Genomic DNA, 23,955 nt, shown 5'->3' on the forward strand with positions numbered 1-23,955 from the left:
AAACAAAAGGAGAAAACATGAACAATCGCGTTTACGCCCATCGCGGCGTGTCGGGGCTGGCGCCGGAAAACACGCTGGCGGCGATTAAATTGTGCAAAGAATACCATATCAACTGGTTTGAGTGTGATATTGACGTGATCGGCGACGGCACGGTGATTTTAACCCACGATTCCACTTTAGATCGTTGCACCAATCGCAGCGGTGGGTATTATCACTTGCAACAAGCGGATTTGCCGGGCATAGACGCCGGCGCATGGTTTGGCGAAGATTTTCAAGGCGAACCGTTGCCGACCTTAAATCAATTGGTGGAATTGATGAATAAACAGCAATTGAACGGCAATATCGAAATCAAAAGTTGCGAAGCCGGCAAAGCGATGGCGTTAAAATTATTGGACGGCTTGCAACAGGCATTGACCGCACTCGACCCGGAGCGTGAAGTGATTATTTCCAGTTTCAACTTCTTGTTCTTAGCGGAATTGAAAAAGCGTTGTCCGCAAATTGCGGTGGCGTGTTTGTACGAATCTTATCAATCGTTAGACGACGCGATTACCACGTTGGAATGGGTTGGGGCGGAATATATTCATTTATCACAAGATGGTTTAACCCGTGAAACGGTCGCCCGTTTCAACAACGACGGTTATAAAGTGGCGGTTTATACCGTCAACAGCACCATGCGTGCCAATGAATTGTTTAACTGGGGTGTGTTCGCCGTGTTTAGCGACGTGCCGCATTTGTTTGCAGCGCGTTATCGGCAGGGTTAATTATGCTGTGCTCTTTGAGTATAAATTGAGTTGATAAGTCTAAGTAGGGGCGGATTAGATATCCGCCCGTTTGCGAAGTGCGGTATAATCATTTAATTAATAAGGAAAAAGTGTAAAGTGTGGTTCGAGCGGATATCTAATCCGCCCTTACGATAATATACATTTTTGAACTTGATTCGACAGGCTGAGGGACGTAATTCCCGCTATAAACTTGAGAGAAAAAAATGCAAAAAAATATTGTCATCACCATCGACGGTCCGAGCGGTGTCGGTAAAGGAACGTTATGCCAAGCATTAGCGGAAAAGTTGGGCTTTGAGCTGTTGGATTCGGGCGCAATTTATCGCGTGTTGGGCGTGGCGGCGGTGAAAAGTGCGGTCGCATTGGACGATGAAACCGCACTTGCGGCGTTGGCGGCGAAATTAGATATCCGCTTTGTGCCGGAAAACGGTGCGGTGAAAGTATTATTAAACGGTGAAGATGTCAGCAGTGAAATCCGCACCGAAATCGCCGGCAATAATGCCTCCAAAGTCGCAGCGTTTCCGCAAGTGCGCTCGGCATTATTGCAACGGCAACGGGATTTCGGCAGCGAAAAAGGGCTGATCGCCGACGGGCGCGATATGGGCACGGTGGTGTTTCCGCAGGCGCAAGTGAAAATCTTTTTGGATGCCAGCTCGGAAGAGCGTGCCGACCGCCGTTTTAAACAACTGCAACAAAAAGGCGTGGCGGCGGATTATGATCAAATCCTAAGCGAAATCAAAGAACGCGATTTTCGCGACCGAAATCGGGAAGTCGCCCCGTTAAAACCGGCGGACGACGCATTTTTATTGGATTCGAGCGCATTAAGTATTAGCGAAGTTGTCGAAAAAGCGTTACAATATGTCGATCAACGCATTCGCAAGACTGCCTGATTGATTTTTATGGTTTGTTCAAGGACGAACGAACCGATTGAAACAGCCCCATTTGGAAGGAATTCGAATGGACGTTATTAATTTATTTGAAGATTAAATATGACTGAATCTTTTGCTCAATTATTTGAAGAATCCCTAAAAGAACTTGAAACCCGTCAAGGTTCTATCGTTAACGGTACTGTTGTTGCTATCCAAAAAGGTTTTGTATTGGTTGACGCAGGTTTAAAATCTGAATCCGCAATTCCTGTTGAAGAATTTCTGAACGCCCAAGGCGAATTGGAAGTTAACGTCGGCGATTCAGTAAAAGTGGCATTGGACGCTGTTGAAGACGGCTTCGGTGAAACCAAGCTGTCTCGTGAAAAAGCGGTTCGCCATGAATCTTGGATCGAACTGGAAAAAGCCTACGAAGAACAAGCGACTGTTATCGGTTTAATCAACGGTAAAGTGAAAGGCGGCTTCACAGTTGAGTTGAACGGTGTGCGTGCATTCTTACCGGGTTCTCTGGTAGATACCCGTCCAATCCGTGATACCTTGCATTTGGAAGGTAAAGAGTTAGAATTCAAAGTAATTAAACTGGATCAAAAACGCAACAACGTTGTTGTTTCCCGTCGTGCGGTTATCGAAACCGAAAACAGCCAAGAACGCGAACAACTGTTGGAAAATCTGCAAGAAGACGCCGTGGTTAAAGGTATCGTTAAGAACTTGACCGACTACGGTGCGTTCGTCGATTTAGGCGGCGTAGACGGTTTGTTACACATCACTGACATGGCTTGGAAACGCGTTAAACACCCAAGCGAAATCGTGAACGTCGGTGACGAAATCACCGTTAAAGTATTGAAATTCGACCGTGATCGCACGCGCGTATCTTTAGGCTTAAAACAATTAGGTCAAGATCCTTGGGTTGCTATCGCTGAAAATCACCCTGTAAACAGCAAATTAAGCGGTAAAGTGACTAACTTGACCGACTACGGCTGCTTCGTTGAAATTTTAGACGGCGTTGAAGGTTTGGTTCACGTTTCAGAAATGGATTGGACCAACAAAAATATTCACCCGTCTAAAGTGGTTAGCGTCGGTGATGAAGTCGAAGTCATGGTATTGGAAATCGATGAAGAACGCCGTCGTATTTCTTTAGGCTTGAAACAATGTAAAGCGAACCCATGGCAGCAATTCGACGAGACCCACAAAAAAGGTGATCGCGTTGAAGGCAAAATCAAATCTATTACTGACTTCGGTATCTTCATCGGTTTAGAAGGCGGTATCGATGGTCTGGTTCACTTGTCTGATATTTCTTGGAATGTTGCCGGTGAAGAAGCGGTTCGTAACTACAAAAAAGGTGACGAAGTGGCTGCCGTTGTGCTGCAAGTTGATGCAGTTAAAGAGCGTATCTCTTTAGGTATCAAGCAATTAGAAGAAGATCCGTTCAACAACTTCGTGGCTGCCACTAAAAAAGGCGCGGTTGTAACCGGGAAAGCGGTTGAAGTTGACGCGAAAGGTGTTAAAGTAGAACTGGAAGGCGGTGCAGAAGGTTATGTACGCGCGGCTGATTTAGCACGTGAGCGTGTTGAAGATGCGACTACCGTGGTTAGCGTTGGCGATGTCGTTGAAGCGAAATACACCGGTGTTGATCGTAAATCCCGTACCGTACACCTGTCAGTGCGTGCTAAAGACGAAGCGGAAGACAGCGCGGCAGTTGCAAATGTGAACAAGCAAGAAGAAGCTATTCCGAATGCAATGGCTGAAGCATTCAAAGCGGCGTCTAAAAGCGAATAATTAATTGAACTTCACATGCGGATACCAAGTGCGGTATCCGCTCAAAATGAGGAGGCAGCATGACTAAATCAGAGCTTATCGAGAGTTTGATTCAACAAAATCATACGATTCCGGTGAAAAGCGTAGAGAATGCAGTTAAGAGTATCCTTGAATCCATGTCGCAAACCCTGGAAAACGGGGATCGCATTGAAATTCGCGGATTCGGCAGTTTTTCGCTCCACTACCGTCAGCCACGTGTCGGACGCAATCCGAAAACGGGTGACAAAGTGGATTTGGACGCGAAATATGTTCCTCATTTTAAAGCGGGTAAAGAGCTGAGAGAGCGCGTGAATCAGTCCAATTAAATAATAAAACGGTACTTAAATGGTGCCGTTTTTTATTGCCTGCAATTGAGCAAACCGCACTTTTTCGATTAAACGGAAATAAATCGCGGATTTATCTATATGCTTGATATGATTTTTGGCATAATAGGGGGGTGTTTGCTATAAAATTCAGGAGAATAGAATGATTAAATACATTTTAGGCTTTGCTATCGTACTGGCAATTGTCATTGTGGCGATTACCATTGGTGCGGATAATGATCAGGTGATTTCATTTAACTACATCATCGCAAAAAGCGAATTGCAATTATCCTCGCTTGCCGCCATTTTATTTGGTTTGGGCTTATTACTCGGTTGGCTAATCTGTGCATTCTTTGTATTACGCCTGAAAGTCAAAAATTTCCGCTTGACCCGCCAAATTAACCGTCAAACGCAGCAAATCACTGAATTGACCGCTAGCCGTGATAAAACAGTCGTGTAATCTCAATGCTTGAATTACTTTTCCTGTTATTGCCCGTTGCCGCCCTTTATGGCTGGTATATGGGGTATCGTAATGCTAAAAAAGGGCAGGACGAAGTCAGCAACAAGTTGTCCCGTGATTATGTCACCGGGGTAAATTTTTTGCTTTCTAACCAACAAGAAAAGGCGGTGGATCTGTTTTTGGATATGCTGCAAAAACAAGAAAATGAAAACGACATTCACAGCGACTCGCAATTTGAAGCCTCGCTAACCCTCGGCAATCTATTCCGTTCGCGCGGCGAAGTGGATCGTGCGATTCGTATTCACCAAAATTTAGTCGAAGATCCGAATTTCAGTTTTGATCAGAAATTATTAGCCAAACAGCAACTTTCGTTTGATTATATGAAAGTCGGTTTTTTGGACCGGGCGGAAAATATTTATATCAGTCTGGTTGATGAGCCGGAATTTGCCAATAATGCGTTGAAACAACTGGCAAAAATCTATCAGAAAACCAAAGAATGGAAAAAAGCGATAGATGTCACGGAAAAGCGTCAGAAAGTGTTTCCCAAAGCGAATAATACCGAATTGGCGCATTATTATTGCGAATATGTTGCCGCCGAAGAATTACCGAGCAAAGAGAACAAACATTATTTAACCCGTGCGTTAGAGGTGTCTGCCGATTGTGTTAGAGCCTCAATCGAATTAGCCTATATCGAAATGCGCGAACAGCAATTTCAAACCGCGATCGAACATTTTCAAAACATTTTATCACAAAATCCGGCTTTTTTATCGGAAGTGTTACCGCACTTGAAATGGTGTTACCAGCAATTACAGCAAGAAAATAATTATGAGTTATTTTTAATCAAAGCTAAACAACAATACAAAAGCGGGGCAATCGAGCTGGCATTAGCCGAATTGATTGATAAAAAGAGCGGTGCCGCCGTTGCACAGGCGAATTTATATCAGCAACTCAATGACATTCCGAGTATGGATATTTTCAACCGTTTGATTCAATACGATATTGATGAGGCGGAAAATGGCCGGGCCAAAGAGAGTTTGGTGCGTTTACAGCAGCTGGTCGAAAATAAAATCGGGCAAAGTTTTTCCTACCGCTGTTCCCACTGCGGCTATCGTAGCCACCGCTTGGTGTGGAATTGTCCGTCGTGCAACAAATGGGAAACCATCAAACCGGTGGACGGGCAGTATCAGTAAATAATTTTGGCAAAAATGTGCTCAGCCACATTTAAGATGAAGATAAACAGACCCTCGTATTTCAGCTAAATAAAAAGGAAACAGTATGGACAGTAAAGTTATCGTTGCACTTGATTATGAAACGGAACGGCAAGCCCTGAATTTGGTGGATCAAATTGATCCGAGCTTGTGCCGTTTAAAAGTCGGCAAAGAAATGTTTACCACTTTGGGAACGGATTTTGTCAAACAACTGCATAGCCGTGGCTTTGATGTGTTTCTGGATCTGAAATTCCATGATATTCCGAACACGGTGGCAAGAGCGGTGCGCTCGGCGGCGGATTTGGGCGTGTGGATGGTCGATGTCCATGCCAGCGGCGGTTTGCGCATGATGGAAACGGCAAAAAAAATCCTTGAGCCGTATGGCAAAGAAGCGCCGATTTTGATTTCTATCACGGTGTTGACCAGCATGGAAGATGTGGATTTATTGCAAATCGGTTTGAATGCCTCCCCAATGGAGCAGGTGATTCGTTTGGCGCGTTTGAGCCAGCGTGCCGGATTGGACGGTGTGGTATGTTCGCCGCAAGAGGTCGAGATTTTGCGTGCCAACTGTGGCAAAGACTTCAAATTGATCACCCCGGGCATTCGTCCCGAAGGGGCGGAATTTGGCGATCAACGTCGGGTGATGAGCCCGAAAGAAGCCATCGAAGCCGGTTCGGATTATCTGGTTGTCGGTCGCCCGATCACCTTGGCGGAAGATCCGGTCGGGGTGTTAAAAAGTATTAATGCTGCGATTGCCTAAGGTTGAAAATGTCGAATAACCCTCTCGTTTATTCCACCGCAACCGGTCGGGTGAAAGCGGAAAAACCGCAAGAAGTGATTGCCCGAGGCGATGGTATTGTGCGCATCCAACGCCAAGTCAGCGGACGTAAAGGCAAAGGCGTTTCCGTGATCACCGGCTTGGCTTTGCCGAGTGTCGAATTGGAAAAAATAGCGTCGGAGTTGAAAAAGCGCTGCGGCTGCGGCGGTTCGGTAAAAAACGGCACGATTGAAATCCAAGGCGAAAACCGTGAATTATTAAAGCAGCTTTTGCAACAAAAAGGCTATCAGGTCAAGTTGGCCGGCGGCTGAGCTATCTACCGAATAGCAGTATAACCACTGGCGTCTTTGCTGATTATATTAGCAAAGACGCTTTTCTTTTTAATTGAATCACTAATTTTCGTTATTGAAATAAATTTACTTGTGTGATTACCTTCCGTTATTTATAACCATTTAAAATTACTATCAAATAAATAATTTGATAGATATCACAATCTCGAAATAATACGCTTTCTAAAAATAATGATATTGGTTAAATTGCATTTAAATTTTCTAAAAAGAAAATTTAAATGTTCGTTTGACTTAACTTTGTTTAACCAAGCACGGAGATGTTGAAATGGAAAGATCGCTTAAAGCCGCATGTATCGGCGAGTTTTTAGGAACGGGATTGCTTATTTTCTTCGGAGTTGGCTGTGTCGCCGCTTTGAAAGTGGCGGGCGCTGGTTTTGGACAGTGGGAAATCAGTATTATGTGGGGAATGGGGGTTGCCCTTGCGGTGTATGCGACTGCGGGGGTGTCTGGAGCACACTTGAATCCTGCCGTCACCATTGCACTATGGAAATTTGCCTGTTTTGACGGCAAAAAAGTCCTGCCTTATATTTTATCACAGGTTGCCGGTGCATTTTGTGCGGCAGCGCTGGTTTACTTTTTATACCGCAATTTATTTATTGAATTTGAAACGGTGAATAATATTGTGCGTGGCAGCCAAGAGAGTTTAAGCCTCGCCGGAACATTCTCAACTTATCCGCATCCGGCATTGGGGCTGGCTCAGGCATTTGCCGTGGAAATGGTGATCACCGCCGTTCTAATGGCGTTGATTTTAGCGTTGACCGATGACGGTAATGGTTTGCCGCGTGGACCGTTAGCGCCATTATTAATCGGGATTTTGATTGCAGCCATTGGCGGGGCAATGGGCCCTTTGACCGGGTTTGCGATGAATCCGGCACGTGATTTTGGTCCGAAATTGTTTGCTTATTTGGCGGGTTGGGGGGATATTGCCATGACCGGCGGGCAAGCAGTACCTTACGCATTAGTTCCGATTTTTGCTCCCATTATCGGCGCTTTGATCGGGGCTTATGCCTACCAACGTTTGATTAATAAAAATTTACCTTGTAACACTTGCCAAATCGACTAATTAAAATAACAGGAGATGATTATGTCTGACAAAAAATACATTATTGCGTTAGATCAAGGAACAACCAGCTCGCGCGCATTGATTTTGGATCATGATGCCAATGTGGTGAGCGTGGCACAGCGTGAATTTACCCAAATTTATCCGCAAGCCGGTTGGGTTGAGCATAACCCGATGGAGATTTGGGCGACACAAAGTTCAACCTTGAATGAAGCGGTTGCAATGGCGGGCATTACACCGGACAGTATTGCGGCAATCGGTATCACCAACCAACGTGAAACCACGATTGTGTGGGAAAAGGAGAGCGGTAAACCGATTTACAATGCGATTGTGTGGCAATGCCGCCGTACTGCCGATATTTGCGAGCGGCTGAAAGCAAACGGACATGAAGAATATATCAAAGCCACAACCGGCTTGGTGGTTGACCCGTATTTTTCCGGCACCAAAGTTAAATGGATTTTGGATAACGTGGAAGGGGCGCGTGAAAAAGCAGAGCGCGGTGAGTTGTTGTTTGGCACGGTAGATACTTGGTTAGTATGGAAATTAACCCAAGGCCGCGCCCATGTCACCGATTATACCAATGCCTCCCGAACTATGCTGTTCAATATTCATACCATGCAATGGGACGAGAAAATGCTGGAAATTTTGGGTGTGCCGCGTTCGATGTTGCCGGAGGTGAAAAAATCCTCCGAGATTTATGGACAAACCAACATCGGCGGGCAAGGCGGGGTGCGGATTCCGGTGGCAGGAATTGCCGGCGATCAGCAAGCCGCACTTTACGGACATCTGTGTGTGAATCCGGGAATGGCAAAAAATACCTACGGCACGGGCTGTTTCTTATTAATGAATACCGGCGACAAAGCGGTACGTTCGCAAAACGGCTTGTTGACCACCATTGCGTGTAAAAGCGACGGTTCGCCCTGTTATGCGCTGGAAGGCTCAATCTTTATGGGCGGCGCTTCGATTCAATGGCTACGTGACGAATTGAAAATCGTACATGACAGCTATGATTCCGAGTATTTCGCGCAAAAAGTGCCGGATTGCAACGGCGTTTATGTCGTGCCGGCCTTTACCGGACTGGGCGCACCATATTGGGATCCGTATGCGCGCGGGGCGATTATGGGCTTGTCACGTGGTGCGAACCGCAACCACATTGTACGTGCGACCTTAGAATCGATTGCCTATCAAACCCGTGATGTGTTGGAAGCCATGCAATCCGATTCCGGCGATAGCCTGAAAAAACTGCGTGTGGATGGCGGTGCGACTGCGAATAACTTCTTAATGCAGTTCCAAGCGGATATTCTGAATGCGGATGTGGAACGTCCGAAAGTGAAAGAAGTGACCGCACTTGGGGCTGCCTACCTAGCCGGTTTGGCGACCGGTTTCTGGAAGGATCTGGATGAGCTGAAAGATAAAGCCAGTATCGAACGCACTTTCACGCCGGACGGCTGCGAAGAAAAACGCGCCCGGCGTTATAAAGGCTGGAAGAAAGCGGTAAAACGCGCACTGGCTTGGGAAAAAGACGACGAAGAATAAACCGCACTTTGCGTATTTTTGTTTAACCACTGTGCCAAATCAGGGCAGTGGTTATTTTATTTATACGAAAGTGCGGTTTTTACACGGATAAAATGTGATCTATTTCAAATATTTTGGGTTTTTGACCGCACTTTGTGGTGAGAATCATCAAAACTGCTTTCTAGATCGAGCAAGATTTGATAATCTGTGCGCTTTCTTGAAAACCGCCCCAAAAGGCGGTTATTTTATTTATAACAATATAAAAAACGGAGTATATTATGTCAGCTACTTTAATTGAAGTTCTTGGGTATATTGCAACTGCATTTGTCGCCGGTTCATTTTTATTAAGCTCTATGCTGTATTTACGTTTGATTAATGCGATTGGCGCAATGATGTTTATTGTCTATGGGATATTGATTGCCTCGATGCCGGTGGTGTTGCTGAACGTGTTTATCACTGTGGTGAATATTTATCAGATAATTAAATTAAAACGCCGGGCGTAATCGCACCGAGCGTGTTAAAAGACGGCGAAGCGTAGACCGCACTTCGGATGTTACTTTAACCACTGTTACTGTTTTAGTGACAGTGGTTTTTTAATTCGGTTGCGTAGACGCTAATCCGTATTCCGACTGAATTACAACACCATTGCAGCAATCCAACCGAACACTAACAACGGAATGTTGAAGTGGATAAAGGTCGGCACCACGGAATCCCAGATATGATCGTGCTTGCCGTCCACGTTGAGACCGGAGGTCGGCCCTAATGTGGAGTCGGAAGCCGGGGAGCCGGCATCGCCGAGTGCGGCGGAGACGGCAACCAAGGATACGGTAGCCAATTCGGAGAAACCCAAACTGATACAAATCGGCACATAAATCGCGGCAATAATCGGAACGGTTGAGAAAGAAGAACCGATTCCCATGGTGATAAACAAGCCGATTAACAGCATAATCATTGCGGCTAACCCTTTATTATCATTACCAATGGTTTCGCTGAAGGTTTGCACCAATGCCGCCACGCCGTCGGTTTCTTTGATCACGTTGGCAAAGCCGGAAGCGGCGATCATCACAAAACCGATCATTGCCATTAAGCGTAAGCCTTGTTGGAACAGATCGTTGCTTTCTTTCAGTTTGAAAATCCCCCCGAGCGCAAAGATAGCCAACCCGACTAAACCGCCGATAATAATCGAATCGGTGTAGAGTTGCAGGGCAAAGGTGGCAACAATGGCGATAATGCTGATTGCCGCATGGCGCGGGCTGATTTTAGCAATACGCTGTTCAATGCTTTCGGCGGTTGGCTCGGGGGTGGCGACAACATAATTGCGCGGTTTGCGATAAGTGATAAAAATGGCGGTCAGCAAACCTAAAATCATCCCGATAACCGGAATTACCATCGCACTGGAAACTTGTGCGGCATTGGTTTGTAAGCCCAAGGCTGCGCCGGTTTCATTGATTTTGGTGACGATAATGTTATCAATAAAGATCTTCCCGAAACCGACCGGCAGAATCATATAGGTTGCGGTCAAACCAAAAGTCAGCACGCAAGCCACCGCACGACGATCCAGTTTTAAACGGTTCATAATGTCTAACAATGGCGGCACCACGATTGGAATAAAGGCGATATGCACCGGCAGCAGGTTTTGCGAGGAAATCGCAAACAGAACCAACAGCAATAACACCAAATATTTAAACCAGAACAGCGCTTTTTCGCTCGGTTGTTTGCCTAATTTTTTAATCACCCGCATTGCCAATAAATCGGTTAAACCCGATTTGGAAATTGCCACGGCAAAGGCGCCGAGAATGGCGTAATTCATCGCGACGGCAGCACCGCCGCCCAAACCGTTGGTAAAGGTGGATATGGTCGTTTGAATATCCATGCTGCCCAATAAACCGGCAGCCAAAGCGGAAATAATCAGGGCGATAACCACATTAATCCGCATTAAACTGAGCGCTAACAGCAGAATAATGGATAACACCACATTGTTGGTGAGTAACATAATAAGGTTCCTTGAAGTTGGTTAAAATATAAAAACAAAAATTAAAGCGCAGCGATTGTAAAGCAAAATAAAATGATTTTCTCGATTTTATTGTGAATTCGCGGCAAATAGCGGAAATCCTCGCAATGTTTTTAAGCGATTGACCATATAACAGAATAATTCGGCGGTTTTTTCGGTGTCATACAACGCGGAATGCGCCTGTTTCGGATCAAAACTGATGCCGGCGGCATGACAGGCCTTGATCAACACATTATTGCCAAACATAAAAGCGCCGAGGGTGGCAGTATCAAAGGTGCCGAACGGATGAAACGGATTGCGTTTCAATTGGGTGCGCTCCGCCGCCGCCATTAGGAAGCCGTGATCAAAGGCGGCATTATGTGCCACGATAATCGAACGCTTGCAGTCGGCGGCTTTTTGGGTGCGGCGCACCATTCTGAATAATTCGCCAAGTGCGGTTTCTTCGCTGACCGCGCCGCGCAGCGGGTTATCGATATCAATGCCGTTGAATTTCAAGGAGTCGGGATTGATATTCGCCCCTTGGAACGGCTCAATATGGAAATGGCATTTTTCATCCGCTTGCAGTAGCCCTTGCTCATCCATTTTTAAGGTAACGGCGGCAATTTCCAATAGCGCATCGGTTTTCGGATTAAATCCGGCGGTTTCCACATCAATAATCACCGGAAAATATTCGCGAAAGCGGTTTTTCAGAAGATTGTAATCGGTTTGCGTGTTGTTTGATTCGGCGGTTTGCACGGCAGTGGTCAAAATAAGATCCTGTTTGACTGGAATAAAAAACGCCGAAATCCGACATATCAGCGGATTTCGGCAGAAAAAATTAATTGCCTAAACCGGCTTTGGCGCTTTTATTTTCGATAAATTCGATTTTGTACCCGTCCGGATCTTCCACGAAGGCAATGACGGTTGTACCGCCTTTGACCGGACCCGGTTCGCGGGTGACGTTGCCGCCGGCAGACCGCACTTTGTCGCAAGTGGCATAAATATCATCGGTGCCGATGGCGATATGCCCGTAAGCCGTGCCGAGTTCGTATTGTCCCACGCCCCAGTTGTAGGTCAGTTCCAGTACCGCACTTTTATCTTCGTCATCATAGCCTAAAAATGCCAGTGTATATTTGTATTCGGTGTTTTCACTGGTACGCAGAACGCGCATTCCCAATGCTTCGGTATAAAATTTAATTGAGCGATCCAAATCGCCGACGCGCAGCATAGTATGTAAAATTCGCATGATTAGTCCCCTAAATTGTTAACGAAACAATAAATATGGCATTATAATGTCAATTTGTGATTTATTACTATTTATTTTAGCACGTTGGACGTTCTATGTCAGACCATAACGAGAACAAAATTCGGATCTTCTTACTCTCTCTGCTGCCGCCGGTTTTGCTGTTAGGCGCGGAAACCGCACTTTTCTTTTCCCTGCCGCATTTAAATCGCTTTATTGCGTATTTTGCCTTTGCGGTATTGAGCGCACAATTGGTTTTGCAAGTGGTGTTTATCAAAGGCGAAATTTGTAACGGGCAACGTTTCCGTTTGGTCAACGCCGCGTTGTATTTGGCGCTTTATTGGGTGGGGCTGTTATTGCTCGGCGCATTGGCGGAAAAACGTTATATTCCGCTCATGCTGCTGATCGTGAGCGGTTTGTTAACGTTATTTGCAGTATGGCAACAACCGAAAGAGGATGAACGGCTTCAACGGGCTTTATTACTGTTTGCCAACGTTTGCGCGCTGCTCGGTGTGCTGGCATATCTTGCGATTTGGTGGAATTTGCCGCGGGCGGAATGGTTGTCTTACAGCCCGTTCAGCCAATTGTTTCTAGCCGTGGTATTGGCGAATTGGCTATTGCGGGTATCACGTAACCGTTTGCAGGGCTTGTTGCAATTGTTGCCCCGTCTGATGTTGTTGACATTATTGCTTAATGCGGTTTACAGCGTGATCGTGTTGTTATTGCTATATTTCAACTTGATTACGGTTATCACGCCATTGAGCGGTTTCATTCTGTATTTTGTCGTACATTTGCTTGCCGCTGCCATGTTAGGCGGCTCGATCAGCAAAAATAATCCGCTTAGGTTGCCGCATTTGGCAGTTTTGCTGATTCTGGCACTCAGTTTTCCATTTTGGTTAACTTGATATGTGGAAGAAGTGTCTGTTTGTATTCGCGGTATTGTCGCTGTTACTCGGCAGCGCACTGTTATATCTGTTACAGGGTAACGGCTTGCAGACCGTCACCAATTATTTCCTCATGCCGGATTATCAAATCCAGTTGAAACAAGCCCCGCAAATCGATTTTGACGGCATAAGGTTGCCGCAGCTCAAGCTGCAAACGGCGACTTGCCGGCTGGCGGAGGCGAACGATATTCGCTTAACCGGACAGCAACGGAAATTGGCGGTACGACAATTACAATTGGATTATGCCTGTTTGCAGCAACTGATGAATCAAGATAATACGGCGGAAGAGGCAACCCCTTTCACCGTCAATCGTTTGTTTGCACTGTTGCCATTGGGCGAGGTCGAGATTGCCGAATTGCATTGGCAACATACGGAAAGCGTACAACAACCGCAGTTGCAACAAATTTTGGCGGCGACGACCAGCGTAAGTGCGGTACGCCAAGGCAATGAAGTGCGCTTGCACCTGCGGGCAAGCGAAGCAAACGGAACCGCACTTTCGCGTGACAAGCAAACGCAGGCTGAACCCGAAACGGTTTCAGAACCCAACGGCAGCAGCAGGCAGGCTAGTGACGAAAATTCAGCGCTTCAATTGGAATCGGTATTATTTGATTTGAATGCGCGGCTTGTCGGGCAAAATTTAACGGCAACGGCGGTTTATCTGCCGGACAGTGAGCAATCGAACCAATTGACGTTTAACGCCGAACTGGCGGAGAGTTTTGCACAACTGCCATTGCGTGCGGATGTTGATTTTATTTGGCGTTCGCCTTATTTGGTGATTCCGCAAGGCGGAATGAAGCTGGTGTGGCAGGAAGAACAAGCCAACTTGCAGTTGTATGAAACGGTCGGGCAGCAACAGCACGAGCTCTTGAATTTGCCGTTTGATATTAAAAACGGCAATTTGCAAATCAGCAAAGCGCAGTTTAATTGGGCGAAAGATTTACCGCAGCCGATGACCGGTTTTTTGGATTTGAACCTGCAAGCGGAAGAGAGCCGTTTTTTCTGGAACAGTTTCCCGTTAAGCGTTAACTTTCGCCTGTCATTGCTTTCTAACGGCGAAAAAGGCAAGGGCGTGATTGTGATTCAAGGCTTGAACGGGAAAATCGAACGAGAGTCGCTGAATATCCCGCTGCAAGTGAACGGCGATGTGAAATCCTTCGACAGCATTTTTTATGCCGGTTTGCCGATGCGGATAGAAGGCCCGCTACATGACCCGATGTTACGTTTTTTAAGCGGTTCGTTATTACGTATGCGCGGCAATACCGAGTATATTGATATTGAAGAATTGCGTTTGCCCTTGGCTGGGGTGGTCGTCGGGCAATACGGTGTCAAAGGGCGTTTGCAGGCGATTCTGAAAGGCAAAACCCGGCAGTTTGATCAGATTGACTTGCACCTTGACGGACGTGCCAATGAGTTTATCGCCGGGATTCATTCCATTTTTAATATCCGCTCCGCCCAAAATGTGACAGGGTTAAAATCGGCAGCGGTAAAAGCCAATATCTGGAATTGGAATTTTTGGGGATACGCCGATATTCCCGGTTTGCGCAGTCTGGTGAGTTTGCGCGGCCGCGGATTTTGGCAAGATAATTTAATCCATATTCAATTGCTTGACGGTGAATTGGATCGCTTCGGGTTGTCCGGCGTTAGGGTTGACCCCTTGAAATTGACCTTGACCGAATCGGTCAAGTGGGATTATCAGCAGCAACAATTGCAAGGGGGATTGACCCTGAGTACGCCGAAAATTCAATTTGATTACGGCGGTGCGTTTCTCAAACCGGATATCGGGGTGCGCATCGAAGGCAAGGATTTCACCGATTTGAATTTGCGCAGCGAGCTGACCGCCGATAAACTCGGACCGATCCGTCTGTTCTCCCGCTATCAGGATGGCGTGTTACGCGGCAATATCTATTGGCCGCAACAGTCTGCCAATGTGTTCCAACCGCTGTTTCCGCCGCGTTGGAATTGGTTGATCCAACGCGGCACGATTCGTGGGCAAACCGCCTTTTCCATTACGCCGGAAAGTGGGGTGGTTGCCGGGGGACATATTGTGATTCAACAAGGCGATATTGCATTACCCGAAGGGGCGATCAGCGGCATTAATTTCTCTCTGCCGTACCGTTATCAGGATCAACGTTTCCAACTGGGCATTAAACAACCGGTCGAAGTGAAAATCGCGACTTTGGATAATGGGGTCAAACTGAAAAATGTGTCGTTACAGCTACAAGGGCACTATCCATGGACACGCAAACAGCCGTTATCGCTGTCAAAATTGCACTTAAATCTGTTAGGCGGCGAATTGGACGTGGATAAATTCTCATTGCCGCAGCATAATGCCGCTTATTTGCGTTTGAACAATATTGAGTTGAGCGAGGTGCTGGATTTTATGCAATATAACCAATTGGAGATGACCGGCAAGGTGAATGCCAAGCTGCCGTTTTGGATTGAAAATTCCCCTTGTATTGTGTGTGACGGCATTATTGAACAAGGCAGCGATTGGCGCATTCATTTGAGCGATGAGTTGATTGAAAAAATCGAACAGGGCGGCGGGATTACCGAACGGATCCTGACTAATTTGATGGAAACTATGGACGTGTATGATTCCAATATCAAGGTGAATTTACTGCAAGACGGCACAGGTTTAATGAATGCGCAAATTAAAGCCAATAATGCCTTACAAAATCCGATCTTTTTGAATTACAATCATAAAGAAAATGCCTTTGATTTATGGAAATCGATCAATTTCGCTTCGGAGCTGCAACAAAATTTAGAATACCGTCTGTACCAACGACGTGAACAATAGACCCTAGAGAGCCATTATGTTATTCAAGCTAAAATTTACCGCACTTTTGTTCAGTTTATCTGTCTTGCTCGGTTGCGTGCCGAAAATTCAGCTGGAAACGCCGAAAGAGGGGATTACCATCAATATGAATGTGGAAATCGAGCATAAGATTCAAATTGAAGCCGATGACAACACCCGTAAGATTTTGGCGGAAGACAATATCTTGCAACAATAGCAAAGGCAAAGTGCGGTCTGATTAGCGTGATCTGCACCGCACTTTCGCATGACTATTTATTCCCGCCTTTCCAATTTGCCCAATCAAAACAGCGTGTCGGCAACAAGCGGCGCAGCCACCAATAGAGCTTGGTCGGAAAAGTGACCTGATAACGGGCTTTCGGTTTGGCACTGTTCAGGCATTGCAATACTGCCTTGGCACAGGCTTCGGCAGGCAGCGTGAACGGGTTGGCATTACCTTTGGTGTTCAAGCGTGCCAACTGTTTTTCGTAGGCGGTTTTATGCACGCTGTGTTGCCAGTCAATATACTGATGAAATTTTTGCAATGCATTGGGGCGGAATTTGCTGGTGATCGGACCCGGTTGCAGCAAGCTGACGAAAATCTGACTGCCGAACAATTCGGTACGTAAGGTGTCGCACAAGCCTTCTAGGGCAAATTTACTGCTGTTATAAGCCCCGCGCCACGGCATGCCGGCAAAACCCAAAATGCTGCTGTTGACGATAATCCGCCCGTGTCCTTGGCGGCGGAACAGCGTCATGGCGTGCCGAATACATTCCCACGTGCCGAAGACATTGGTCTCAAACTGTTCGCGTAACGCGGCACGCGAAACATCTTCCACCGCGCCGGTCTGCCCGTAGCCGGCGTTACAGAAAATGGCATCTAAAGTGCGGTTTTGCCCGATATGTTGCAACACATGTTGGATTTGCGCCGAATCGGTCATGTCCAGTTGCACGCATTCCAGCCCTTCTTGTTGCAAACGCAGAACATCTTCCGCTTTACGGCAACTGGCGATCACCTGCCAGCCGTGTTGCCGTAAATAATGTGCGGTCGCATAACCGATACCGCTGGAACAGCCGGTGATGAAAATGGTTTTACTCATGCTTAGAGCCTGTTGATCTGTGTTTATAATTTGAGCCATAGTCCCTAATCCAAATGATGTAATAGCGTTTCGATGTGCTTCAATCCGTTTAAGCGGGTTTCGCTTAAACGTGAGGCAATGCCGCATTGCCGTAACAATGCGGTCACATCAAATTGCCGAATATCACCCAACGGCAGATTCTGTAACACACTTAACAACAGGTACAACAAGCCGTTCATAATCCGCGCTTCGCTGTATGCCGCGAAATGGTAATCCCCGTCAGCCCGCTTGTCTGCGCTAAACCGCACTTCCACTTCGCAACCGTGAATTCGCGTCATATTTTCCAGTTGTTCGGGCGAAGGAATCGGCAGTTTTTTACCAAGTTGAATCAGATAACGGTAACGTTCTTCCCAATTATCGAATTGTTCAAATTGCCGAATTATGTCTTGGTTGTTTGCCATCGGTTAATCTCTCAACAAGGCGAGTGCGTTATCTAAGGCGTTAAAAAACGCCTCGACTTCCGCTTCGGTATTATAAGGGGCAAACGACAGGCGCAACGTACTTTTTTGCCCTAAACGGGCAAGATAAGGTTGGGCGCAATGTTCGCCGGCGCGTAACGCAATGCCTTGTTCGCTCAGCAGCGTATTCAGATCAGACGTTGCCAAATCATCAAAGACAAAACAGACAACAGAACTGGCTTGCGGCGAGTTAAACAGGCGGGCGCCGGGATAACGCCGCAACCGCACTTTGGTTTGTTCGGCTAAATTCACTGCGTGCTTTTCAGCTTGCGCAAAATCGATTTGTTGCAACCAATTCAACACCGCGCCAAAGCCGATCACGGCGGCAATATTGGGTGTACCGGCTTCTAAACGATAGGGCAGCGTGTTAAAGCTGATCTGCTGTTTTGACACCCGATCCACCATTTTGCCGCCATACAGTAGCGGCGTGAGTTGTTCCAGTGCCGCTCGTTTTCCGCTTAACACGCCTAAGCCGTTTGGTCCATAGAGTTTATGGGCGGAAAAGGCATAAAAATCCGCGTCCAGTGCCTGAATATCCAGTTTAAGGTGCGCAATCGCCTGCGCGCAATCGACCACAATCAAGGCTTGCGGCGCAGTTTGACGGATGGTTTGCACCAACTCGGCAATCGGCTGTGCGGTACCGGTGACATTCGAGACATAGTTTAACGCCACCAATTTGGTGCGTGGCGAGAGCGCTTGTTGCAAAACCGCACTTTCGATCAGCCATTGATCGTTAATCGGCAATACGATGAGTTTCGCGCCACGCTGCTGCGCTACGACCGACCAAGTGACAAAATTGGCATGATGATCGGCTTCGCTGATAATGATTTCATCGCCTGCTTGGATTTGTGCTGCCAGCCCATGCGCCACCATATTGATCGCCTGCGTCGTGCCGCTGGTCCAAACGACACAATCGCTCGACGGCGCATTGATCCATTGTGCGGTCAACCGCCGTGCCTGTTCGTAAAGTGCGGTCTGTGCCGATTCATGCTGGCTGCGGTGTACCGACCCCGCACTTTGGTAGAACGCCAGCGTACTGTCGAGCAACACCTGCGGTTTCAACGCCGTCGCCGCCGAATCGAAATAAATTAACGCAGAATCTTGTTGCAGATAGGGGAAATCGGCTCGAAATACAGTTGGGTTAAAGTTAGGCATAAGCTATCCGAGTGGTTAAACAGGTCGCTATTATAAACTCAACGTTGTTCCTTACGCCACAAATACGGCTCTTGCGGATGGCGATCCTGCCAAAGCCCTCTTTTTTTCCATTGTGCTTCCAGTTGTGCCTGTTGGTATTGCGGATCTTTTTTATAGAAACGGTATGCCCAAGCATAACCGCTTTCCACCATTAACCGATTAATATTTTGGTGTTGCATATCATATACCGTTGCCAAGCGGCGGGCATATTGATCAATGCCGTCGATTTTCAGGGTCACGCTTTGTTTGTGGATCAGTTTAGCCAGTTGTTGTTTGGCTTGCTTGCCGTATACTTGCCCGTTTTCCGGTGCATCGATGCCGACTAACCGCACTTTGATTCGTTTGTGATTGTTTGTTAAGCAGGTGAAACTGTCGCCGTCACTGATATGAATCGCACGGCACTGCAAGGCATTAGTCGTAGTTTTGGCTTGGATTGTTATCGCAGAAAGTAACAAAAATGCAAATAAAAAGAAAAAACGTGTTATCGACACTTTACAACCTTATCTATTATCAGAAAAAAGCGGGAAATACAGTGACATTGATCACAAATTGAGGGAGAATTATTTCATATTTTTCCGTTATCACAAACCAAGATGAAACAAAAAGCCTTCGATTTATTGCGCTCCCTTGCGATTTTATATGCCGTTTTGTATCTCGGTATTGCGTTGCAACATCTGATTCCGCTCGGTGTACCGGGTAGTATCTGGGGATTATTGATCCTTTTTCTGTGTCTGACAACGCAGGTGATTAAAGTGGAATGGATTGCATTCGGTTCCCGCCTGTTGATTCGCTATATGGCGCTGCTGTTTATTCCGGTCAGTGTCGGGATTATCAAGTATGCCGATCTGCTGTTCGCCAATGCGAAACCGCTGCTGATTCCGAATATCGTCAGCAGCATGCTGACACTGGTGGTGGTCGGTTTGCTTGGGGATTATCTGTATGAACGGCATAGTATCCGCAAATTACGCCAAAAAGCCCGACACAAACGGCAACAGAGCTAGGAGGAAACGATGTTACAGGATTTGGCGCTTTATCTCTATTCGGGGCTGACTATTGCGGCATTTATGACCGCACTTTGGATTAACAAACGTTGGAAATCCATGGTGTTTAATTCCTTTGTGCTGACGTTATTACTGCTGTCAGGCATTCTGTTGTTACTGAACATTCCTTACGACAGCTATATGCAGGGCAACGCACCGTTGAATAATCTAATGGCGCCGTCGATTGTGGCACTGGCATTGCCGTTGTATGAACAGTTGCGCCAAATCAGCAATCGTTGGCGCAGTATTTTGCTGATTACCACCGTTGCCTCACTCCTCGCGATGTTTAGCGGGGCGGTATTGGCGTTGTTGTTAGGGGCAAGCGCAGAGATTGTGGCAACCATTTTGCCGAAATCGATCAGTATGCCGATGGCAATGGCCGTCGCCGAAACCGTCGGCGGCATTCCGTCGGTGGCGGCGGTCGGCGTGGTGCTTGCCGGTTTGCAAGGCTCGATTTTCGGTTATTTCATCTTACAAAAAATCGGCGTGAAACACCCCGAAGCGATAGGCCTATCGATTGGTGCGGTATCGCATGCGCTCGGCACCGCCCGCACTTTAGAGGTCGATCAGCAAGCCGGGGTATACAGCTCGATTGCATTGGTGCTGTGCGGCATTATCAGTTCGATTTTGGCGCCGTTGGTGTTTCATGTGGTGATTCTGCTGTTTTAAGTGCGGTCGGCGTGCCAGTCAGTGTGTTAAACCGAACCCCAAAGGGTATAGCGGATCCGCGCTGTCGCTGGGAACATCCGGTTTTTGTTCTTCCACCGCTTTCATTGACGAAGGCAACTCGAAAGGTAATGTGGCACTGAACCCGGCTGAACTCATCAACGCAGTCAACAAGGCATGATCGCCGATACCAAAATTCGCAACCAGTGCCGAAGCGTGTTGTTTAATCTTGCTTAAAATCGCCGGACGATCCAGATAAATAGTGACAACGGTCGGCACCACTTGCGCGGTATCGCGAATCAAACGGTAATCGGTATTGCCGGAGCGGAAATCCAGCGAACCTTCATGCTGCAGCGAAGCGAAAAAGTAGCTAGGATGTAGGATTTCATACGGCGTAGCAATGCGGATAATCGCCACATCCGCTTGTTCCGGCGTCGCCACCACATTAAAGCCCAAGGCGCCGGCGACCTCTGCATCAATATTATGCAAGAAAACCTTACTTTTTTTCTTGAGCGGCAGGGTTTTCTGCTTATTTTCCAACAGCACTAACGATTTGATTTGCGCTTGCTGCGCCTCTTTTTGCCAAGCGGAGTTGCCGATCAGTTTTTCCGCCTTAATCGGATCAACAAAAGGCGCTTCAAACAAGCCGATACTGAATTTTTGGATCAGAATACGACGCACCGATTGATCCAAACGAGCCTCGGATAATTTATTCCGTTGCACTGCATCAATAATCAGCTCGGTGTCGGATACGCCGCCGAATTGATCAAGCCCGGCATTTAAACCTTTGATAAAACGTTGTTGTCGTGTCAATGTCTCTACGCCCCAAGGTGCGCCCGGCGGTTCGTGCGGCGTGCCGTTCGGATTGCCTTCGCGGCAGGCGAGATCACAGTCGTTGGTGATTAACCAGTCGCCGAGGATTATGCCGTCGAATTCATACTGCCCGCGCAACAGATCAGTGAGTAAAGTGCGGTTAAAACCGGCGGCAACCGGCTCCAACGCTTTGCCGTTCAGCCGCACTTGTTTCAAAACCGAATATGCCGGCATTACGCCCGCAACCTTGGCTTCAAAGGCGCCGGTAAACGGATAGATGTGCTGTTGCAGATGATCGCCGGGAAAAACGGCATATTTGCCATAGGCATTATGGCTGTCCCAACCATGCTGAGCGGCGCCGTAGCCGACCCAATGTTTCACTACCGCAATCACACTATTGCGTTGCAGTCCGCCGTTGCCGTTTTGCATGCCTTCGATATAGGCCTTCACCATCCGTTTTACCCTGTCGGGATCTTCGCCGAAAGTGCCGATAATACGCGGCCAGCGTGGTTCGGTTGCCAAATCCGCTTGTGGCGACAGCGCGATATGAATTCCGCTGGCCAAATACTCTTGCCGCACCAGATCGGCATAACGTTTGGTCAGTTTTTCATCATTGATCGCCCCGAAACCGAGTAATCCCGGCCATTTGGTAAATTTTCCGGCGGAAATACTCATGCCGTCGGGTGAGAACGAATTGCGCGGATCAGAACTGATACTGAGCGGAATCCCAAGCCGGGTGCTCTCCGCAAGCTCCTGCAACTTATTATTTTCTTCGCTGAAAGTGGCAATGGCATGCGCTGACAAACGGGTGAGCAGGCTAGCGACATGTTTTTCCACGATCAGCTGCCGATTGGCAGTTAAATCGTAGGATTCGCCTTTGCCTCGCGGATTTTCCGTGGTCATGGCGGTGGCGTGCATAATCATCCCGGCTTTTTCCGCCAGATTCATTTGCGCCAGCAGATCATCGGCACGGGTTTCCGCCGCTAACCGCCAATCCTCATAGGGATCCAATCTGCCGTTACGGTTCAGATCTTTGAATTGCGATTGCCCAATTTGTAACAACGGCACATTGCGATAGCTCAAGTGCGGTTGTGTCGGCGCGGCGGCTGATAGATTTGCGCTCAGCAGGCAAAACAGGCATAGTGCGGGTAGTCTGGTCAACGATCTTTTCCATCTGGGATTACAGCGAATAAGTTTCACTATTTTAAATAAAAATTCATGACAGGCATATGCAATAGCGCTTTCTTTATATTAACCTTGGTTTACTTTTCAAACGGATGGGCATTTCAAGTTTTGATTGCGTAAATTTACTCCATTAACACTGTTTTTTTATACAGTAAATTGCGTTATAATGCCGATATGGTATCCAACGTTTGTTGTAACAGGGCTATGCAACAGAATGCAACAGAGAAAAATTATTCATATCGATATGGATTGTTTTTTTGCCGCAGTCGAAATGCGCGAAAATCCGACTTTACAGGGAAAACCGGTCGCGGTGGGCGGCACCACGTCACAGCGCGGCGTGTTATCGACCTGTAATTACGAAGCGCGCAAATTCGGCTTGCACAGTGCAATGCCGACCGCACTTGCCCTCAAGAAATGTCCGAATCTGGTTCTATTGCCGGGCAATATGGCGCTGTATAAACAAGTATCCGAACAGGTGCGCCGCATTTTTCAACGTTACACCGATTTAATCGAGCCGTTGTCGTTGGATGAAGCTTATCTCGACGTCAGCGATTGCCAAGCATGTAACGGCTCGGCAACTTGGATTGCCGCTGAAATCCGGCAAGCGATTTTTGACGAGTTGCAATTGACTGCTTCCGCCGGGATCGCCCCGCTGAAATTTCTCGCCAAAATCGCCTCGGATATGAACAAACCGAACGGACAATTCGTGCTGACGCCTGAACAGATCGATGAGTTTGTGCTACGGTTGCCGCTGAAGAAAATTCCGGGCGTGGGACCGGTCACCGCACAAAAATTAGCGGCAATGGGGCTGAACCACTGTGCCGATATTCGCGCTTTGCAGCAACATATTTTATTGGATCAATTCGGCAAACTCGGGCAGCGGATCTGGCAATTCAGTCATGGGATTGATGAAAGAGCGGTGCAGCCCGAGCGGGAGCGCAAGTCGGTCGGGGTGGAAACCACCTTGGCTCAAGACATTTGGCAGCCGGAACAAGCCGTCGATATCCTATCGGCGCTCTATCAAAAATTACGGCTGCGTTTACAGCGTGCGCAACCGGATATTCCGTTGCGCAGTTACCGTAAAATCGGGGTAAAGCTCAAATTTAACGATTTTCAAACCACGACCCTGGAAAGCAGTGCCTATGTGCCGAATCAAGACGCTTTTCAACAATTGTTACAACAAATCTGGCAGCGGGCAAACGGGCGTAGCGTGCGCTTAATCGGTTTAAATGTGACCATTCCGCACAAAAATAAAGCACGCCAGCTCAGTTTATGGTGACGTAATTCAAAACTTTAACAAAAATATGACATTTCTGATTTACTAAAAATTCGTTTATGCTA

The 23,955-nt window shown here is 47.3% G+C and carries 25 protein-coding genes; 17 read left to right on the plus strand and 8 right to left on the minus strand.

Annotation, left to right across the window (positions count from 1 at the left end; translation table 11 throughout):
* Nucleotides 1-17: 17 nt before the first annotated feature.
* The 11 genes from ACQ31U_RS10390 (at nt 18) to ACQ31U_RS10440 (ending at nt 9,654) form a co-directional block, all read left to right on the plus strand.
* The gene (locus ACQ31U_RS10390) at nt 18-761 is read left to right on the plus strand and encodes a glycerophosphodiester phosphodiesterase family protein (RefSeq protein ID WP_431051800.1); all 744 of its coding nucleotides are present in this window, start codon (nt 18-20) and stop codon (nt 759-761) included.
* Nucleotides 762-985: 224 nt separating this feature from the next.
* Nucleotides 986-1,669 (plus strand): (d)CMP kinase, encoded by a 684-nt coding sequence (gene cmk, locus ACQ31U_RS10395; protein ID WP_431051802.1) that lies wholly within the window; start codon nt 986-988, stop codon nt 1,667-1,669.
* A 99-nt stretch (nt 1,670-1,768) separates the two neighbouring features.
* A complete protein-coding gene (rpsA, locus tag ACQ31U_RS10400) occupies nt 1,769-3,439 on the plus strand; it encodes a 30S ribosomal protein S1 (protein WP_431051804.1) in 1,671 nt (556 codons plus the stop codon).
* 59 nt (nt 3,440-3,498) lie between these two features.
* Entirely contained in the window at nt 3,499-3,783 is a 285-nt protein-coding gene (locus tag ACQ31U_RS10405; RefSeq protein ID WP_084257964.1) for an integration host factor subunit beta, read from the plus strand.
* Nucleotides 3,784-3,943: 160 nt separating this feature from the next.
* On the plus strand, nt 3,944-4,240 hold the full coding sequence (locus ACQ31U_RS10410; RefSeq protein ID WP_431051807.1) for a LapA family protein: 297 nt from the start codon (nt 3,944-3,946) through the stop codon (nt 4,238-4,240).
* Between the two features lie 5 nt (nt 4,241-4,245).
* Nucleotides 4,246-5,430, plus strand: coding sequence for a lipopolysaccharide assembly protein LapB (lapB, locus tag ACQ31U_RS10415; protein ID WP_431051809.1), 1,185 nt, complete (start codon nt 4,246-4,248; stop codon nt 5,428-5,430).
* Between the two features lie 85 nt (nt 5,431-5,515).
* Nucleotides 5,516-6,208, plus strand: coding sequence for an orotidine-5'-phosphate decarboxylase (gene pyrF / locus ACQ31U_RS10420; protein WP_431051811.1), 693 nt, complete (start codon nt 5,516-5,518; stop codon nt 6,206-6,208).
* Between the two features lie 8 nt (nt 6,209-6,216).
* Nucleotides 6,217-6,537 (plus strand): stress response translation initiation inhibitor YciH, encoded by a 321-nt coding sequence (gene yciH / locus ACQ31U_RS10425; protein ID WP_431051813.1) that lies wholly within the window; start codon nt 6,217-6,219, stop codon nt 6,535-6,537.
* A gap of 304 nt (nt 6,538-6,841) precedes the next feature.
* Nucleotides 6,842-7,639: an MIP/aquaporin family protein gene (locus ACQ31U_RS10430; protein ID WP_431051814.1), complete on the plus strand. Its 798-nt coding sequence runs from the start codon at nt 6,842-6,844 to the stop codon at nt 7,637-7,639.
* A gap of 21 nt (nt 7,640-7,660) precedes the next feature.
* Nucleotides 7,661-9,172 (plus strand): glycerol kinase GlpK, encoded by a 1,512-nt coding sequence (gene glpK / locus ACQ31U_RS10435; RefSeq protein WP_431051816.1) that lies wholly within the window; start codon nt 7,661-7,663, stop codon nt 9,170-9,172.
* Between the two features lie 257 nt (nt 9,173-9,429).
* Entirely contained in the window at nt 9,430-9,654 is a 225-nt protein-coding gene (locus ACQ31U_RS10440) for a YgjV family protein (RefSeq protein WP_431051818.1), read from the plus strand.
* 131 nt (nt 9,655-9,785) lie between these two features.
* Here the strand turns inward: ACQ31U_RS10440 and ACQ31U_RS10445 are convergent, their stop codons facing one another.
* From ACQ31U_RS10445 to gloA, 3 genes are all read right to left on the minus strand, one after another.
* Nucleotides 9,786-11,144, minus strand: coding sequence for a Na+/H+ antiporter family protein (locus tag ACQ31U_RS10445; protein WP_431051820.1), 1,359 nt, complete (start codon nt 11,142-11,144; stop codon nt 9,786-9,788).
* Nucleotides 11,145-11,231: 87 nt separating this feature from the next.
* Nucleotides 11,232-11,909 (minus strand): ribonuclease T, encoded by a 678-nt coding sequence (gene rnt, locus ACQ31U_RS10450; RefSeq protein ID WP_431051822.1) that lies wholly within the window; start codon nt 11,907-11,909, stop codon nt 11,232-11,234.
* A gap of 70 nt (nt 11,910-11,979) precedes the next feature.
* On the minus strand, nt 11,980-12,387 hold the full coding sequence (gloA, locus tag ACQ31U_RS10455; protein ID WP_431051824.1) for a lactoylglutathione lyase: 408 nt from the start codon (nt 12,385-12,387) through the stop codon (nt 11,980-11,982).
* A gap of 95 nt (nt 12,388-12,482) precedes the next feature.
* Here gloA and ACQ31U_RS10460 point away from each other — a divergent pair, with 95 nt between their 5' ends.
* From ACQ31U_RS10460 to ACQ31U_RS10470, 3 genes are read left to right on the plus strand one after another with little or no spacing between them, the layout of a single operon-like run.
* A complete protein-coding gene (locus tag ACQ31U_RS10460) occupies nt 12,483-13,289 on the plus strand; it encodes a hypothetical protein (RefSeq protein WP_431051826.1) in 807 nt (268 codons plus the stop codon).
* 1 nt (nt 13,290) lies between these two features.
* Nucleotides 13,291-16,125 carry a YdbH family protein gene (locus ACQ31U_RS10465; RefSeq protein WP_431051828.1) on the plus strand — a complete coding sequence of 945 codons (2,835 nt, stop codon included), beginning with the start codon at nt 13,291-13,293 and terminating at the stop codon, nt 16,123-16,125.
* A gap of 16 nt (nt 16,126-16,141) precedes the next feature.
* The gene (locus ACQ31U_RS10470) at nt 16,142-16,339 is read left to right on the plus strand and encodes a YnbE family lipoprotein (RefSeq protein ID WP_431051830.1); all 198 of its coding nucleotides are present in this window, start codon (nt 16,142-16,144) and stop codon (nt 16,337-16,339) included.
* Between the two features lie 52 nt (nt 16,340-16,391).
* Here ACQ31U_RS10470 and ACQ31U_RS10475 read toward each other — a convergent pair whose 3' ends face one another.
* The 4 genes from ACQ31U_RS10475 to ACQ31U_RS10490 are packed head-to-tail and all read right to left on the minus strand — an operon-like array spanning nt 16,392 to nt 19,401.
* A complete protein-coding gene (locus ACQ31U_RS10475; protein WP_431051832.1) occupies nt 16,392-17,219 on the minus strand; it encodes an SDR family NAD(P)-dependent oxidoreductase in 828 nt (275 codons plus the stop codon).
* Between the two features lie 44 nt (nt 17,220-17,263).
* A complete protein-coding gene (locus tag ACQ31U_RS10480; protein ID WP_431051834.1) occupies nt 17,264-17,659 on the minus strand; it encodes a SufE family protein in 396 nt (131 codons plus the stop codon).
* A gap of 3 nt (nt 17,660-17,662) precedes the next feature.
* A complete protein-coding gene (locus ACQ31U_RS10485; RefSeq protein WP_431051836.1) occupies nt 17,663-18,871 on the minus strand; it encodes an aminotransferase class V-fold PLP-dependent enzyme in 1,209 nt (402 codons plus the stop codon).
* Nucleotides 18,872-18,909: 38 nt separating this feature from the next.
* On the minus strand, nt 18,910-19,401 hold the full coding sequence (locus ACQ31U_RS10490; protein WP_431051838.1) for a thermonuclease family protein: 492 nt from the start codon (nt 19,399-19,401) through the stop codon (nt 18,910-18,912).
* Nucleotides 19,402-19,503: 102 nt separating this feature from the next.
* Between ACQ31U_RS10490 and ACQ31U_RS10495 the strand changes: the two genes are divergently transcribed.
* Together ACQ31U_RS10495 and ACQ31U_RS10500 are read left to right on the plus strand one after the other, a co-directional pair.
* Entirely contained in the window at nt 19,504-19,911 is a 408-nt protein-coding gene (locus ACQ31U_RS10495) for a CidA/LrgA family protein (RefSeq protein WP_431051840.1), read from the plus strand.
* 9 nt (nt 19,912-19,920) lie between these two features.
* Nucleotides 19,921-20,619 (plus strand): CidB/LrgB family autolysis modulator, encoded by a 699-nt coding sequence (locus ACQ31U_RS10500; protein WP_431051842.1) that lies wholly within the window; start codon nt 19,921-19,923, stop codon nt 20,617-20,619.
* A gap of 18 nt (nt 20,620-20,637) precedes the next feature.
* Here the strand turns inward: ACQ31U_RS10500 and ACQ31U_RS10505 are convergent, their stop codons facing one another.
* On the minus strand, nt 20,638-22,590 hold the full coding sequence (locus tag ACQ31U_RS10505; RefSeq protein ID WP_431051844.1) for a glycoside hydrolase family 3 protein: 1,953 nt from the start codon (nt 22,588-22,590) through the stop codon (nt 20,638-20,640).
* Between the two features lie 238 nt (nt 22,591-22,828).
* Between ACQ31U_RS10505 and dinB the strand changes: the two genes are divergently transcribed.
* Nucleotides 22,829-23,893, plus strand: a complete 1,065-nt coding sequence (gene dinB / locus ACQ31U_RS10510) for a DNA polymerase IV (RefSeq protein WP_431051846.1) — start codon at nt 22,829-22,831, stop codon at nt 23,891-23,893.
* Nucleotides 23,894-23,955: the final 62 nt, after the last annotated feature.

Source organism: Testudinibacter sp. TW-1 (assembly GCF_050613185.1).
Taxonomy (GTDB): domain Bacteria; phylum Pseudomonadota; class Gammaproteobacteria; order Enterobacterales; family Pasteurellaceae; genus Chelonobacter.